Here is a 15,289-nt window from a genome sequence, read left to right as displayed (position 1 = left end):
TCAGCGATGCCCAGGTAAGGCTGAAACTAACGTGCAAAGTGGGAAGCAATATGCAAGGCGATTTCTGCGGCGTATGTTTCCTTACATAGCGCCACAGAATGCGGAGTGTGAAATCTTTATCAAGCGGTGCCGCATTTGATGGGGGTGTCCAGAGTAGCGGGCCCGGACCTAGCTGGCGGGCAGGGAGTCTGTCGCGCTGACCTCTGCGCGGCGCAAGCGGGTCTCGTGACGCAGCCACCACCAGGACAGGGCACCGAGCAGCAAATTGGACGTGGCGGTGGCGGCAAACAGTCCAGCCATCCCCCAGAAGTGGTTGCCGATCCAGGCCAGTGGCAGGTAGATGCCAAACACCCGCAGAAAGGAAATCATGGTAGCGGGCAATGGTCGTCCCAGGCCGTTAAACGCGGCGTTGGCGGACATAACGAAGCCATAGCCGGCATAGCTGAAGGGCACCAAGCTCAGATAGGCAACCGCCACTGCGATGACCTCGGGGGAGTCGCTGAACAGGCGGACCACCGGTGCGCCGATAAAATACAGCAGTACCGCCAGGCCGGCTCCCAGTATCAGGCAGAAGCGGGCCAGCACACTGACGGTCTCTCGCAGTCGATCTATGTTACCGGCCCCGGCATTCTGCCCCATAAATGGGCCCACCACCGCAGAGAGCGCATAGAAAACAATCAGGGCCACCGGTTCGATCCGCAGGGCGACACCTAAGCCAGCCACGGCTTCGTCACCGTGCACCGCCACCATGGCCACCACTACGCCGCCAGCCATGGGAATAATGACATTGGTTAAAACCGCGGGCAGCCCCACCGCGAGGACCTTGCGCCAGGATTCGATTAGGGTGCCGAGGTGCCACTGGGGGGCGGCTACCAGATTTTCCCGGCGGATCAGAAAGTAGAAGGCGGCAAAAAAGCTGAAGGCGCGCACGATGACTGTGGCGATGGCTGCACCCTGCAATTCGAGCCGGGGAAAACCCAATAGGCCGAAGATCAAAATCGGATCGAGAATTAAATTGAATAGGGCCACGCCGACCATAATGCGCCCGGTCAGAGCGCTGTTGCCGATAGCGCGCAGGGCTGAGAGGGCAATGGTGGGTACGATGACGAAGATGGTACCAAGGTACCAGGGGACCATATAGTCTTCGATTAATGGCATCAGTTCTGGGCTGGCGCCGAGCAGGGAAAACAGAGGGCGAATAGTCAGCAGGCCGATGACTGTAATGACAAGCGATATGAGTAGTGCCAACACCGAGGCATCGGTGACCAGTCTGCGTACATTGCTCACTTCCCTCGCGCCATAGGCGCGAGCCACCGCTGAGGAGGCACCCGCTCCTAGGCCTATAGAAAAGCTGTTTATTACCATTACCACGGGAAAGGTAAAACTCATCGCCGCCAGTGGTGCACTGCCCAGCTGCGAGACGAAGTAGGTATCGATGATATTGAAAGACATCACCGCGAGAATGCCCCAGACCATGGGGAGGGCGAGCCTCTGCAAGTGGCCGGAAACTGAGCCTTCGAGGAGAGACGGACTACTTGTTGATAGCGACATTCAATAACTCTTTTCGGGCAGACCGGTTAAGCGGGGTACTTGGTTGAAGCTGCCACAAAGTGGTGCGGCAGCGGCAGCGCGGGTCCGTGGCGCCATTCCTCGATAGTTGACATAGATGCCGGGAACAACGAAAACAAGGGCCGCTCGGCAGTCCTTCAACCGAATCTACGGTTGGGGTCTGGCAAGGGCGAGACTCATGAGTAGAGCATTTTCGCGCTTGCCGTTATCCGCGGGATAGTAATTCTTACGCAGGCCGTTCTCGGAAAAACCCAGTTTGCGGTAGAGCGACTGTGCGGCGAGATTTGAAACCCGCACTTCGAGCAGCAGACGCCGAGAATCCTTCTTTAGGCTATTGATTAGGCGGCTGAGCAGCATTTCTGCCAAACCGCGCCGGCGCCACTCTGGCGAAACGGCCACATCGAGGAGCTCCGCTTCGTCAAACAGCTGACTGATCACACAGCTGGCGACGAGGTCCCCTTCACTATTTAGAAGCAGCCAGCACTGGTGTCCGGTTTTCAGGCTTTGTAGATATTGTGCTTCATTCCATGGATGACTGTGGGCACTTTGTGCCAGGGAGGCCAGGGTTTTGCAGTCTGTCTCCTCGGCGCGGCGCAACTCCAGCCCGTCTGTCTGCGAAAGCATCATGGTGTGCGGGTCTCAACCGGGTAGGTTTTGCGCAGCAGCTGCCACAGATCGGGCTTGCGCTCCGGTTGTTGTAACAGTTGGGACAAGCTCGGCATGGGTAGAACACGCACTCCGCCCCAATCGTTGATGTCTTTATCTAGGGCCAGGGGGGCACAGTATTCCCGTGCCTCCTGGCCCATCAGCCAGATGGATTTCACCGGATTGCGGGAGCAGGAGGCTTCCAGCCAGCTGGAGAAAGTGTCGCGTGCCTCGGTGGCATCCGCTGCGGGCCCAAAGCGGTTTTCCGCCATGGGCCAGTGCAACCGCTCTTGCTGCCGCGGCAGTTCGTGCCAGTTGAGGGCGCGTATGATATTGCCGAACAGGGCGTCCAAGGGCAGCGCGGCACCGGGCTCGTGGCTGTCTACCGCCAGCAGAGCTTCGCCGATGCGCCAGCAGTTGAGTACAAAGGGCTGCACTCGCTGTTGCGGTGCCGCCACGGGGGCAGCCACAGCGGGTTTTATCGGTGTTTGTAGAGTTGCCGCATGGGTTAGTGCACTGATCTCCGCCGCTACAGGATTCCCCTCTTTCGCGGCCGGGGTCTCGATAATCTGCGCCGTCGATTGGGGCAGGGGGTTGCCCCCGAGAGGTTGCGCTGGAGTCCCATTGGAGGCGGGCTCTACCGCAGGCAGCTGGGCCTGGCGGGGCTCGGGTGCGAGCGGCAATAGAAAGCGCGGCACATAACTGGCTACACCAAGTACCGACAGATATTCCGCTCGCTGCAGTTCGTTCACTTACACGCCCTGTTTCTTACTCGCACTAATGGCCAGCAAGTTTAACGCATCCATGTAGGCTTGTGCCGAGGCAATCAAAATATCGGTATCGGCGCCCACACCATTGACCAGGCGGCCGTCTTTCTCCAGGCGAACAGTTACCGACCCCTGGGAATCGGTGCCCTGGGTCACGGCGTTGACAGAATACAGTTTCAAATCGGCGCCACTGTTGACGATATGCTCTATGGCTTTGAAGGTGGCATCCACCGGGCCGCCGCCTTTAGCTTCGATCTGGTGGGGTTCACCGTCAATCGACAAACGGACAAAGGCCTGAGGGGCACTACCGATTTTGGTGCGCACATCCAGATCTATCAGTTGGAAGCGCTCCGATGGTGTCTCGCACAGGGTCACGAGAGAGTGCAGGTCTTCGTCAAAAATTTCGTGTTTTTTATCGGCCAGATCCTTAAAGCGTAGGAAGACCTGTCGGAACTCCTCGCCATCGGAAAAGGTGATGCCCAGCTCCTCGTAGCGGGCGCGCACCGCCGCGCGGCCGGAGTGTTTGCCCAGTACCAGGCGATTTTGCCCCCAACCCACATCCTCGGCGCGCATGATTTCATAGGTTTCGCGATGCTTGAGCACCCCATCTTGGTGAATGCCGGATTCGTGCGCAAAAGCATTGGCGCCAACGATGGCTTTGTTGGGTTGCACCGGAAAACCGGTTACTGAGGAGACCATACGCGAAGTGGGTACGATATGGTGGGTGTCGATGCCGGTGTCTACCGGGTAGAGGTCCTGGCGGGTCTGAACCGCCATAACGATTTCCTCGAGGGAGGCGTTGCCGGCGCGCTCGCCCAGGCCGTTGATGGTGCACTCAACCTGGCGCACACCGTTCATAACGGCGGACAGGGAGTTGGCCACGGCGAGGCCCAGGTCGTTGTGACAGTGGGTGGAAAAGATGGCCTTGTCGGAATTGGGCACACTTTCGATGACCCGGCGGAACATGGCTCCATACTCGCCGGGCTCTCCGTAGCCGACGGTATCGGGAATATTGATGGTGCCGGCACCGGCGGCGATGACCGCTTCAATAATACGGTACATAAATTCTGGTTCGGAGCGGCTGCCATCCTCCAGGGAAAATTCCACATCATCGGTAAACTGCCGCGCAGTTTTTACCGCCTTTACGGCCTGTTGTAGCACATCTTCGGGATCCATCTGCAGCTTGTACTGCATGTGGATTGGTGAGGTGGCGATAAATGTGTGAATGCGGGAGGCATTGGCCTTTTTCAGGGCTTCACCGGCGCGGATGATGTCGCCGTTCACGGCGCGGGCCAGGCTGCAGACACGGGATTCGGTCACGGCCTCCGCCACGGCCTGTACAGCCTCGAAATCGCCGGGGCTGGCGATGGCAAAGCCGGCTTCGATCACGTCCACGCGCATGCGCTCTAGCATACGGGCAATGCGTACCTTTTCCTCTTTCGTCATAGAGGCGCCGGGACTCTGCTCACCATCGCGCAGAGTCGTATCAAAAATGACTAACTTATCTTTTTTCGTGCTCATTTTCGTTTCTTCTCCTTATTTGTTTCGAGGCTAAACAAGGGGCTTCGCCGCTGTCTAGGCACCGTCCAAATAAAGTCGGGAATTCTGTTTGGGGTGAAGGGAGAAAAATTATATGCCGCGTAGGGGCAGTCGTAGCGAGAAAGCTAGGGCGCAGTGCGGAGGGCTAAATAGTCTGTGGTCAGTCTTCATGTTTGGTGATACCGGCTTCGGACTGGATTTCGCACATTATGGATGTTATTTGATCTTGCGGTCAATGCCCATCCTAATATTTCTTGATAATCATCATTGTGTGATTGATTTGTCCTAATTTGATGCCGTTTGGGTAGGTGTTTTGCCCCCTTGGGGAGGGCTTGGGGTCAGGCCGGGGATTCTGGTTGTTATCTTTCCGGCCCTTGCTCAGGTTCATGAGGTTTTACTGCTTCCAGCTTGCGCAGGAAGTGCCAGATATCGCCATGGAGTTGTTCCACTTCGGCACGACTGATGGCAGAACCCTGCATATGTTGCTGAACCCACTGCTTGGCTCTGGGCTTCAGTGCCAGCCCGATAGCGGTGGCGTTGATTAGGGTGATGCGCTCGTCCCATGGCGCCCGCGCTCTTTCCACCAAACCGCGCTGTTCCATGCGTTTTAACAGAGGTGTGAGGGTGCCGGAGTCGAGCATCAGGCGCTGTCCCAAGGCACCGAGACTCCTATCGTCACTGCTCCCACTTTCATGATCGTTTTCACCGACCCACTCCCACAGCACCATCAGTACCAGATACTGAGGGTAGGTGATGCCGAGATCTCGCAGCATGGGTTGGTAAGCTTTGGTCATGGCCCTGGATGCGGCGTAGAGGGCAAAACAGAGCTGACGGTTGAGGGCCAGCTCGGAATCATCATCACAAATCACAGTTACAGCATCCGTTCGATTTCTTCCTGCAGGGATTCTGGAGTGTCTTTTGGCGCGTAGCGTTTGACCTCTTTACCATCCTTACTGATCAGGAATTTGGTGAAGTTCCATTTGATGCCCTCGGTGCCGAGAAGACCTGGAGCGCGCTTCTTCAGCTCGATAAACAGGGGGTGAGCCGAGGGGCCATTGACGTCCAGCTTGGCGTATACGGGAAAGCTGACGCCAAAATTCAGCTCACAGAACTCCTGGATCTCGTCGTCACTGCCAGGTTCCTGTTTGCCGAACTGGTTACAGGGAAAGCCGAGGACGGTCAGGCCGCGGTCTTTATATTGATCGTAGAGAGCTTCCAGGCCCTTGTATTGCTTGGTAAAGCCGCATTTGCTGGCGGTATTGACCACAAGGATCAGCTTGCCTTTGTAATCTTCCAGGGAAGCGGTCTCACCGCTGGCGGTTTTCACGGGAATTGTGTAGAGGTCGGTCATGGGGTGCTCCATTGATTTGCATTGTGCAAAATTTAGTTGTGCACAATGCAAATTGCAAGATTTTTGTAAGTTTCAGTGCGGGCTTTATTGTGAGAATGATTATCAATTATATTATGGGCCACATTACTAATTCTGATTGCGGCAACTGAAAAGGACCCTCCATGCGCCTTTCCCTATACCTGGCTCGCCTGTTTGTGGCGCTGCTGGCCATTACGATAATCCCCGCCAAGGCCCAACAAGCGGGCCTCTCTGAACAGGAGCTGCGCCAATTAATGCAGATGGCGGAGTATATTGGTGTGGATTACCCGGAGGCAGTAGCCAGGGGTGAGATCGTTAATGCCGATGAGTACGCTGAGATGGAGGAGTTCGCCGAGTTGCTGATCGATCGTGGCCAGCGGTTGGCAGACTCCGCCGAGGCAAGCGTAATTCGCGCTGAGGCCCAAGCTCTGCAGGGGGCTATTCAGCGCAAAGCCGGTATCGAGGAAGTGCAGAAGCACACGGCCAAGTTGCGTCAGGGCTTGCTCTCTATTGCTCCGGCCCTGTCCCTGCCGCGCGCCCTGCTCAGTCAGGAGGAAAGTCACGCGCTCTATCAAGCCCAGTGTATCGCCTGTCACGGTGTGGAAGGTAAGGGCGATGGCCCTATGGCGGCAGGCCTGGAGCCCGGGCCAACAAATTTCCACGAGCGCGAGCGGGCGGAAAATCGCTCTCTGCTGGGGCTCTACGATGCGATCAGTAACGGTATTGATGGCACCGCCATGACCGCTTTTGCAAACCTCACCGAACAACAGCGCTGGTCCCTGGCTTTCTACGTGGGCAGTCAGGCATTTATCGGAGAGAGTTTTGCTGGGGATGAAGCTAGGCCGGGTTTGAAAGACCTGATCATGTACAGCCCACAGGTTCTGCGCAATGACCGCCCGGAGATCAGTACCCTGGCTGTGGCGGCACTGCGAGCGGATCCGAGCGCTCTGTTTGCTCCAGAAACCACAGAAAGCAGTGCCCCGATCGATGTGGCACGGACCCAACTGGAGGCCTCCCTGGCGGCCTATCAAGAGGGCGATTTCGTCAACGCCCGCACTCTTGCGATCAGTGCTTATCTGGATGGCTTCGAGATGGCGGAAAATGCCCTCGACTCTCTGGATGCAGACCTGCGCCTGGCCACCGAGCGTGAGCTGCTGGGCCTGCGCGCCCAGCTGAATGCTGACAGCGATCCCGAACTGGTGCAGGCACAGGTCGATATGATCCTGGGGCAGTTGGCCCAGGCAGAGTCGCTGATGGAAGAGAACAACTTATCCGGCGCCGCACTTTTTATTGCCAGCTTGGTGATTCTTTTGCGCGAGGGATTGGAGGCGTTGCTGGTAGTGCTTGCCCTGACCACGATTCTGGTAAAAACCGGCCGCCGCGATGTGCTTAAATTTGTGCATATCGGCTGGATTGCCGCCTTCGCTGCGGGCTTTGCCACTTGGGTTGCTGCCCAGAGCCTGATTTCTATCAGCGGTGCCAGCCGCGAGGTAATGGAAGGTGTTGCCGCGATGTTGGCTGCGGTGGTGCTCTTCTATGTCGGCTTCTGGATGCACAGCAAGACCCAAGCCGACGAATGGCAAAAGTACATCCGTGACAGCATCGACCGCAGCCTGAGCATTGGTGCGCTCTGGGGGATTGCGGGGCTGGCATTTATCGCGGTGTATCGCGAGATTTTCGAGACTATTCTGTTTTATCAATCCCTGCTGGCACAGACTTCCACCGGCCACTACAGCACTCTGTGGATGGGGATCGGTGCTGGTATAGCACTGCTTGCGGTACTGGGCTTTGTCCTGGTGCGCTACTCAGTGCGCCTGCCCATAGGCCAATTCTTCACCGCGACCACCTACGTGTTGCTGGCGCTGTCATTTGTCCTCGCAGGCAAGGCGGTGGCGGCACTACAGGAAGCGGCCTGGATTGGAATATCCCCGCTACCGGTGCAGTTCAGCTTGGACTGGCTGGGTATCTATTCCACCTGGCAGGGTATTGGTCTGCAGGCTCTGGTTCTGATCGGGGCACTGTGGTTAATGAGAAAGAGCAGCGCTGCATCTGAGACCTCAGCGAAGATCGCTTAAATTTACGAGGATACCCGCGATGTAGTGCGGGTATCCTCTAACGCAGAATTTCCCCATCTCCCCTTTGCCGGTCGAAATGGTTGAGGGGGAAGCTCCCCGATTAGTTCTCTTTCAAGTCTCGCACCCGCCTCTGTAGGTTCTCCGCGCCGGTATCGATCCCCTCTACCGGTTGTCCAGCGACAACCAGGGCATTAAGAAAAAAGTGCCATATACAGCAGATTAAAATAAGAGCGGGGACTGTTAAAAAACGGAATTAGGCCTGTATTGGAGAGCGTGCGGAAGTGATTGGAAGAAAAACCCAGCGCCAAGCCTGCGCAGGTAATGCCAATAGCACCTAGTGGCACTAGCCCTGGCTCGATACGCCCTCGGGATAACCATTTGCACAACAGTGAGCCCAGGGCCGTTCCCACGGTGAAGCTGCACAGCAGCAGAGTGACCACCTCTCCGCTACTACCGAGAACATCGTGGTTAAAGTTGGGAATTTGGGTTAAGAAGGCAGCGGATATCAGCCAGAACCACGAGATGGCGATCATGTAGTAAAACACCGAGGGTGTTTGCCATACCGAGTACATGACTCGCATGGTATGTGCCAATGGATTCCAGGGGGTAGATAATTTTGGTGTTGGTGGGGAGGCTTTGATCAGGGCGTTGGCTTCGCTCTCCGCCATGCGGAACACCAGCATGATGATCAGTGCATTTTGTGCAGGTTATCGTTAAAGACTCCGAGCGCTTGAGTGATGAAAAGTGGTAGAAAGTGTCGCTTGCCGAGCAGTTTAAATTGGTTTTGAGCCATCCGGTGTTGGTCTTGCGGGGCAGCTTTTGTACGGCATCAATGGGTTATCCCCCCGATTCATAACGGATGCCAAACCTGCGTTGTGGATATTACATTTTGGAATACTGATCCGTTAGGGGTGAACCGATGAAATCCTTTGCGCTGAGAGCCCGCCCGACACGGATGTGTATCTTGGGAACGAAATTAAACCTGCTGCGATTACAGCTACCTGGCTTTTCGTGGGGCGATTCACACAGGTAAAGTGGCATTATCGGGGTAACTGTGTCCGTTAAAATTGCTTGTAACAATGCCTCTGCGGAGTGGACTTGGCTGCTATCTGCGTCTAAGCCGGGAAAAAAGCATAGTAAATCCCCGTCAGCCTGGGCCTGTTGTATTTCACTGCGCAGATTGACACTTTTCAGTGGTAGTTCATAAACAATAGGGGCGGTACCGTAATACTTAAAAATAAAATGCAGTAAAGGCGCCCTATATAAAAATTCGGGAATAATAAATCGTACGGATCTCGGCAGGGAATCCATAAGCAACACCGATGTCAGTTTCCCGGCGGGATTGCAGGCCAGCATGACGGAACCATTTTTCGGGATACGATCTAGGTGGGCATAGCTAGTGCGAGCCAGTAAATGCGAGGAGAGCCAGAGGAATAAGTGCACAATGAATTGGGGCAGTTTGACAAAGAGAAAAGCCATTACCACGACATTTAGCACTGCCATCAGGATATACAGTTGTGGGATTGTGATTTTCAGTACATCCAGAAGAAAAATACTTAACACCGAAATAGAGGCAATAAATAGAGCGTTCAACACATTGTTGAGGGAGAGAACCTGTGCACGCACAGTACTATCGGTCCTGTCCTGCATAATTGCATATAGAGGAACGATAAAAATCCCCCCGAAAATACCCAGGAGGGTGGTATATATCAGTACTGCGTAGGCGCCATCACTGCGTAAATACTCAGTGACAGATGCCCCGGACAGAGTTTCAAATTGATCCACGGTAATACCGAGGCCCAAGCCGGCTAATGTAATACCCAGCGCTCCAATCGGTACTATGCCAAATGTGATACGCCCCCGGGAAAGCGCCTCACACATAAGTGACCCCGTTGCGACGCCAATGGACAGGCAGCACAGAATAATCGTGATGACCGGCTCGCTGGCACCTAGTACATTTTTGGTGAGACTGGGTACCTGTGCCAGGTAAGTGGAGCTCACCAGCCAGAACCAGGAGCATGCAAGAATCGCATAGAAGACAGAAGGGTTCTTCATGGTCAGACGCAGAATGCGCCAAGCTTGCGAGATAGGGTTCCAGTCGATGTGCAATTTGGGGGCTGGAGGCGTTGCCGGAGGGATCATACGGCTGGCGAGATAACCCAATATCGCAACCATTGCCATGATTACACTCAACTCGGCGAGGCCCGATTCCCCTGGTTTTGTATCGCCTGCCAATAGGGTACCGGCGATAGTACCGGAGAGTACCCCGGCAAAAGAACCCATTTGTGCCAGGCCATTGCCGCCCATTAATTCTCTACGCTTCAGGTGCTGGGGCAAAAGGGCATATTGCACGGGGCTAAAGATCGCCGTGTGAGCTGCCAGGAGGAACAGCACCACAAAGTTCAGCACCTGGTTGTTGTAAATCAGGGCGTAGGCTCCGAATACGACGATAATAATTTCCGCCAACTTCAGGATCCTGATAATCCGACTCTTATCGTATTTATCGGCCAGCTGCCCAGCGGTTACCGAAAATAGAAAGTAAGGTAATATGTAAAAACCGGTGGCCAGATTGATTAAGGCGTTGGCCTCCGCTTCCGCCAGACGGAATGCCAGCATGACCAGAAGAGCATTTTTGAAAATATTGTCATTGAAAGCGGCACTTGTCAGGGAGAGAAATAGCGGTAGGAAGCGGCGCTTGGACAGAAGTGCGAATTGGTTGTGCTGAGCCATTGGCGTCCGCCAGTGAGGAATGAGCGAACAGGGCCCACCAGGTATTTTTCAAAATATGCGCTGACTACTGGGGGCGTGATAATAAAAGTCAGCTTAGCAGGGAGTGGATAGGTTAGTTGGCGGGGCGAGTTTGTGCTGGCGTAAAAAAACGTACGGGGCTGATTACCAACCCCGTCCCAGGACTATCGCCGCTTCCCGCGAAGCTCCAGAACCTCATCGTGTAGGGTCTGCGCCTTGGCTTCGGGTGCCTCAACCGGGGTGCCGGCCACCACGCAGATCCTGGACCAGAAGCGCTTCGGCCAAGTGTTAAAAGCGTGGCCGCCTTTATGGCTGAAAAAGCTTCCCCACAGGCCCCGTAAGGCCATGGGAATTACCGGTACCGGAGTGCGTTCCAGGATCTTTTCAATCCCTGCTTTGAATGGCTGTAATTCGCCATCCTTGGTGAGCTGTCCCTCGGGAAAAATGCACAGCAGATCACCATTTTTTAACCCCTGCTCAATCTCTCTAAATGCCTGTTCATAGCCCACGGGATCTTGCGATTTGGAGCAGATGGGGATAGCGCGCCCAGTGCGGAAAATAAAGTGCAGCACCGGGATTTCATAAATCGGCTTGTACATGATAAAGCGAATTGGTCGGCGTACGGCACCGGCCAGAAGCAGGGCATCCACATAACTCACATGGTTGCACACAATCAATGCCGGGCCCTCTGCAGGAATCCGCTCCAGCCCCTGATGTTTCACCCGATACATTGTGTGGGAGAGCATCCAGATAAGAAGGCGCATAGCAAATTCGGGTACTTTGGTGAAGACAAAGATGGCTACGGCGGCATTCATCAAGGCGATGATTAGGAAAAACTGCGGGATTGTCGCATCCAGAATATTCAGGAAGAGAATACCGAGTAGCGCCGAGACCACCATAAACAGGGCATTGAGGATATTGTTGACCGAGATAATCTGTGCGCGAATCTCACGAGGCGAGCGGTCCTGCATCATTGCGTATAAGGGCACAATATAGAGGCCGCCAAAAATACCTAACAGGACGATACAGCTGAGAATTGCGATGGCGCCGTCACTGCTGAAGAACGCTGTCAGGGTGGGATGCTGCAATTCCGTAAAGCTGCCTCCGGCGATGGACAGAGCGATACCGGCAAGGGTGAGCCCGGCGGCGCCCAGTGGAACCAAGCCCAGTTCGATATGGCCGTCGGACAGACGCTCACACAGCATGGAGCCCAGGGCAATGCCAATAGTAAAGGCGCTCAGCAACAGAGTGACGAGGGATTCATCTCCTCCCAGTACATTTTTGGTGAAACTGGGAATCTGTGTCAGGTAGGCCGCGCCCAGTAACCAGAACCAGGAGATGCCAATAATCGCGTAAAAAATGGATGGGGTTTTGGCGGTGGTACTGAGAATCTTGCTGGTTTGCGTGATGGGGTTGGGGTTTATTCGCAGGTTTGGTGTTGGCGCAGGACTCTGTGGAATCCAGCGGCTCGACAGATAACCAAAAGTGGCGGCCCCCATAATAATCAAGCCAAGATAGAAGAGACCGTGTTCTCCCTGTCCGGTGAATCCTGCAAGCAAACCGCCGACGATAGTGCCGGCCAGGATACCCACAAAAGTACCCATTTCCACCAGGGCGTTGCCGCCAACCAGCTCGGAGCGTTTCAGGGCCTGGGGAAGGATGGCGTACTTCACCGGGCCAAAGAATGCCGACTGTATGCCGAGTAGGAAAAGCACAGCGAGGCAAAAGATATGGCTGCCACTGTAGAGGGCGCCGACGCCCAGGGCGCCAATAAGGATCTCGCCGAATTTGATGAGTCTAATTAAGCGGCTTTTGTCGAATTTGTCCGCCAGCTGGCCGGCAGAGGCGGAAAATAAGAAAAAGGGCAGGATAAACAGGCCGGCGGCGAGATTGATCAGCGCGTTGGCTTCGCTCTCCACCAGGCGAAAGGCGATCATGACGATCAGTGCATTTTTATACACGTTATCGTTGAAAGCGCCCAGAAACTGGGTAATAAAAAACGGCAGAAAGCGGCGGCTGGTGAGCAGCTGGAATTGGGTGCGATGGGCCATTGGCGTTATCTCTTTTAAAAGCACGCGGTCAATCTTAAGCCATTGGCGCACTGTGTTGTCCAGCTTGTAGTGACAACGAAATAAGTGGTACGGCTAGGCAAAAATAGTCGAAGTAGTGATAAAGAAGAGAACAGCAAGGTTGCGCGGGGAAGTTCCGACAGGGCACCACCGGCCGCAGAAACGGCCGGTGGTGGGTGGTGCGATTAACCCGGCAACAAATAGCCGGATTTTTTATAGCCTCTTACCAGATTTTCACCCGCTCCTCTTCAGGCAAATACATACCGTCGCCCTCTTTTACATCAAAAGCGTCGTAGAAGGCTTCGATATTGGGCAGAACGCCCTTTACCCGGTATTCCGCGGGAGAGTGGGTATCCACTTTCATACGGCCGCTCAGAGCTTCATCGCGGATCTTACTGCGCCATACCTGCGCCCAGCCCATAAATACGCGCTGATCGCCGCTGAAGCCGTCGATGACCGGGGCTTCTTTGCCGTTCAGGGACATTTTGTAGGCTTTATAAGCAATGCCCAGGCCGGACAGGTCGCCGATATTCTCACCCAGGGTCAGCTTGCCGTTGATGTGCTCACCATCCAGAGGCTCATAGGCGTCGTATTGGGAAACCAGTCTGCCGGTTAGGTTTTCAAAGTTGCTGCGGTCGGAATCGGTCCACCAATTATTCAGATAGCCTCTGCCGTCGAACTTGCTGCCTTTATCATCGAAGCCGTGGCCAATTTCATGACCAATAACACCGCCGATACCGCCGTAGTTCACCGCATCATCCGCCTTCATATTAAAGAAGGGCGGCTGCAGAATGGCGGCGGGGAAAACGATCTCGTTCCTCGCCGGGCTGTAGTAGGCATTCACGGTCTGGGGGCTCATGCCCCACTCGTCGCGGTCGATGGGTTTGCCCAGCTTGTTGCGTTCGTAGCTCGCTTCAAATAGGTTGGCGGCGAGCACATTAGCCACTAAATTGTCGGCTTCCACCTCAAGGGCGGAGTAGTCGCGCCATTTGTCCGGGTAGCCAATTTTGGTGTTGAAGTTTTCCAGCTTAAGCAGCGCCTGTTTGCGGGTGTCATCACTCATCCATTCCAGGGATTCGATGGATTTGCGATAGGCGGCTTTGAGATTGTCCACCAATACGGTCATACGGGCCTTGGCTTCCGGTGGAAAATATTTTTCTACGTAGCGCTTGCCTACAAGCTCACCTACGGCGCCATTAACAAATTGTACACCGCGCTTCCAGCGGGGCTCCATCTGCTCTACGCCGTGCAGCTTGGTGCTGTAAAAATCGAAGTGCGCCTGGGCGATCTCACTGTGCATGTAAGGTGCCATGGCAGAGAGTACCTTGATCTTCAGGTAGCGCTTCCAAGTGGCCATGTCGTTATCGACAATGATTTGGTTGGCGGCTTCCAGGTACTCCGGCTGGCCCACAATAAAGCTATCGGCCTTGGCCAGTTGGGCTGTTTTCAGGTAGCTGTCCCAGTCCACGGCGGGCATCAGCTTTTTCAGCTCGGCAGCGGATTTCTTGTTGTAGTACTTGTCGGGATCGCGGTTATCCAGGCGGGTGCGGTGGTGTTCGGCCAGGCTTTTCTCCAGCTTGAAAACCTTGTCGGAGAATTCCTCGGCCTGATCGAGGTCGGCCAGCTCCTGCAGTTGTACCAAGTACTCTTTATAGGCTTTGCGCAGCCCTTCACTCTTCTCGGTATCCTCGAAGTAGTAGTCGCGATCCGGCAGGCCCAGACCGGCCTGCCACAGGAAAGTGATGTAGTTTTCGACCTGTTTGAGGTCCTGATAAATAGTGCCGCCGAAGGGGACGTTGTAACCGGCGATATCGGCGTAGGCGAAGAAATCGGTCAGATCTTTGCGGGTCTTAATCGCATCGACTTTGGTGAGCTCGGCGGAGACAGCGGTGATACCTTTTTTCTCAACCAACTTTTCATTCATAAAGCTGTTATAGAGGTCGCCAATCTGCTTGGCATCGGCGCTGCTGGCGCCTTTGCCGGCCTCCACAATCAGTGCTTTAACCTGCTCCGTACTCTTGTCTCTCAGGATTGAGAAACCACCCCAGCGGGATTTGTCGGCGGGAATTTCGGTGTTCTCAAGCCAGGTGCCGTTAACATAAGCAAAGAAGTCATCCTGTGGGCGCACACTGGTATCCATGGCGCTAAGGTCGATACCAGAGGTGAGCTGTTCCTGTTCGGTTGCGGCCTTGTGATGGCCGGAGCCGCTGTGATCGTGGGCGTGTGCGGTCAGGGAAAGCTGGGTGCCGGCGAGGATGCCTGCAATAGCGATAGGTAATACTAGCTTTTTCATTTCGGCTCTTCTGGCTAAATTTTGTTCAATTGAATCAAACCTACATGGTAAAAGGTGACCGTGAGGTTAGGCAAGGCCACTGCGTTTAGCCGTGGATGAGCTACGGCCAATGGCGGTTGCGAGTCTGTGAAACACTTGGTCAGTGGGGGTGTCGACGCGAGTATTGTGTGTCGGGTTCATCGGCCAGGGTAATAAAAAGCCCCACACAGTGGGGC

At 54.9% G+C, this 15,289-nt stretch carries 11 protein-coding genes; 1 reads left to right on the top strand and 10 read right to left on the bottom strand.

All coding sequences use genetic code 11. The annotated features are described in order from the left end of the window. Positions 1 to 168: 168 nt before the first annotated feature. The 6 genes from ACCI51_RS07265 to ACCI51_RS07240 all read right to left on the bottom strand — a co-directional run bounded on the left by ACCI51_RS07265 (position 169) and on the right by ACCI51_RS07240 (position 5,871). On the bottom strand, positions 169 to 1,551 hold the full coding sequence (locus ACCI51_RS07265) for an MATE family efflux transporter (RefSeq protein ID WP_371843128.1): 1,383 nt from the start codon (positions 1,549 to 1,551) through the stop codon (positions 169 to 171). A gap of 165 nt (positions 1,552 to 1,716) precedes the next feature. After that, positions 1,717 to 2,196, bottom strand: coding sequence for a ribosomal protein S18-alanine N-acetyltransferase (gene rimI, locus ACCI51_RS07260; RefSeq protein WP_371843127.1), 480 nt, complete (start codon positions 2,194 to 2,196; stop codon positions 1,717 to 1,719). After that, on the bottom strand, positions 2,193 to 2,966 hold the full coding sequence (locus ACCI51_RS07255) for a uracil-DNA glycosylase family protein (RefSeq protein ID WP_371843126.1): 774 nt from the start codon (positions 2,964 to 2,966) through the stop codon (positions 2,193 to 2,195). The genes rimI and ACCI51_RS07255 overlap by 4 nt, the downstream gene beginning before the upstream one ends. Then, positions 2,967 to 4,502: a 2-isopropylmalate synthase gene (locus ACCI51_RS07250; RefSeq protein ID WP_299580298.1), complete on the bottom strand. Its 1,536-nt coding sequence runs from the start codon at positions 4,500 to 4,502 to the stop codon at positions 2,967 to 2,969. It abuts the gene before it with no gap. A 377-nt stretch (positions 4,503 to 4,879) separates the two neighbouring features. Next, entirely contained in the window at positions 4,880 to 5,389 is a 510-nt protein-coding gene (locus ACCI51_RS07245) for a MarR family winged helix-turn-helix transcriptional regulator (RefSeq protein WP_371843125.1), read from the bottom strand. 2 nt (positions 5,390 to 5,391) lie between these two features. Beyond that, the gene (locus tag ACCI51_RS07240; protein ID WP_371843124.1) at positions 5,392 to 5,871 is read right to left on the bottom strand and encodes a glutathione peroxidase; all 480 of its coding nucleotides are present in this window, start codon (positions 5,869 to 5,871) and stop codon (positions 5,392 to 5,394) included. Between the two features lie 161 nt (positions 5,872 to 6,032). On the opposite strand from ACCI51_RS07240, the gene ACCI51_RS07235 reads away from it, so the two are divergent. Then, the gene (locus ACCI51_RS07235) at positions 6,033 to 7,964 is read left to right on the top strand and encodes an FTR1 family protein (protein ID WP_371843123.1); all 1,932 of its coding nucleotides are present in this window, start codon (positions 6,033 to 6,035) and stop codon (positions 7,962 to 7,964) included. Positions 7,965 to 8,155: 191 nt separating this feature from the next. Here ACCI51_RS07235 and ACCI51_RS07230 read toward each other — a convergent pair whose 3' ends face one another. From ACCI51_RS07230 to ACCI51_RS07215, 4 genes are all read right to left on the bottom strand, one after another. Beyond that, on the bottom strand, positions 8,156 to 8,632 hold the full coding sequence (locus ACCI51_RS07230) for a hypothetical protein (RefSeq protein ID WP_371843122.1): 477 nt from the start codon (positions 8,630 to 8,632) through the stop codon (positions 8,156 to 8,158). 214 nt (positions 8,633 to 8,846) lie between these two features. After that, positions 8,847 to 10,694, bottom strand: a complete 1,848-nt coding sequence (locus tag ACCI51_RS07225; protein WP_371843121.1) for an MFS transporter — start codon at positions 10,692 to 10,694, stop codon at positions 8,847 to 8,849. A gap of 182 nt (positions 10,695 to 10,876) precedes the next feature. Next, positions 10,877 to 12,763: an MFS transporter gene (locus ACCI51_RS07220; protein WP_371843120.1), complete on the bottom strand. Its 1,887-nt coding sequence runs from the start codon at positions 12,761 to 12,763 to the stop codon at positions 10,877 to 10,879. A 241-nt stretch (positions 12,764 to 13,004) separates the two neighbouring features. Continuing rightward, positions 13,005 to 15,074 (bottom strand): M13 family metallopeptidase, encoded by a 2,070-nt coding sequence (locus ACCI51_RS07215; protein ID WP_371843119.1) that lies wholly within the window; start codon positions 15,072 to 15,074, stop codon positions 13,005 to 13,007. Positions 15,075 to 15,289 lie beyond the last annotated feature (215 nt).

Origin of the sequence: Microbulbifer echini (genome assembly GCF_041447225.1) — a bacterium.
Taxonomy (GTDB): Bacteria; Pseudomonadota; Gammaproteobacteria; order Pseudomonadales; family Cellvibrionaceae; genus Microbulbifer; species Microbulbifer echini.
This window is presented reverse-complemented; position numbering and strand designations above follow the sequence as displayed.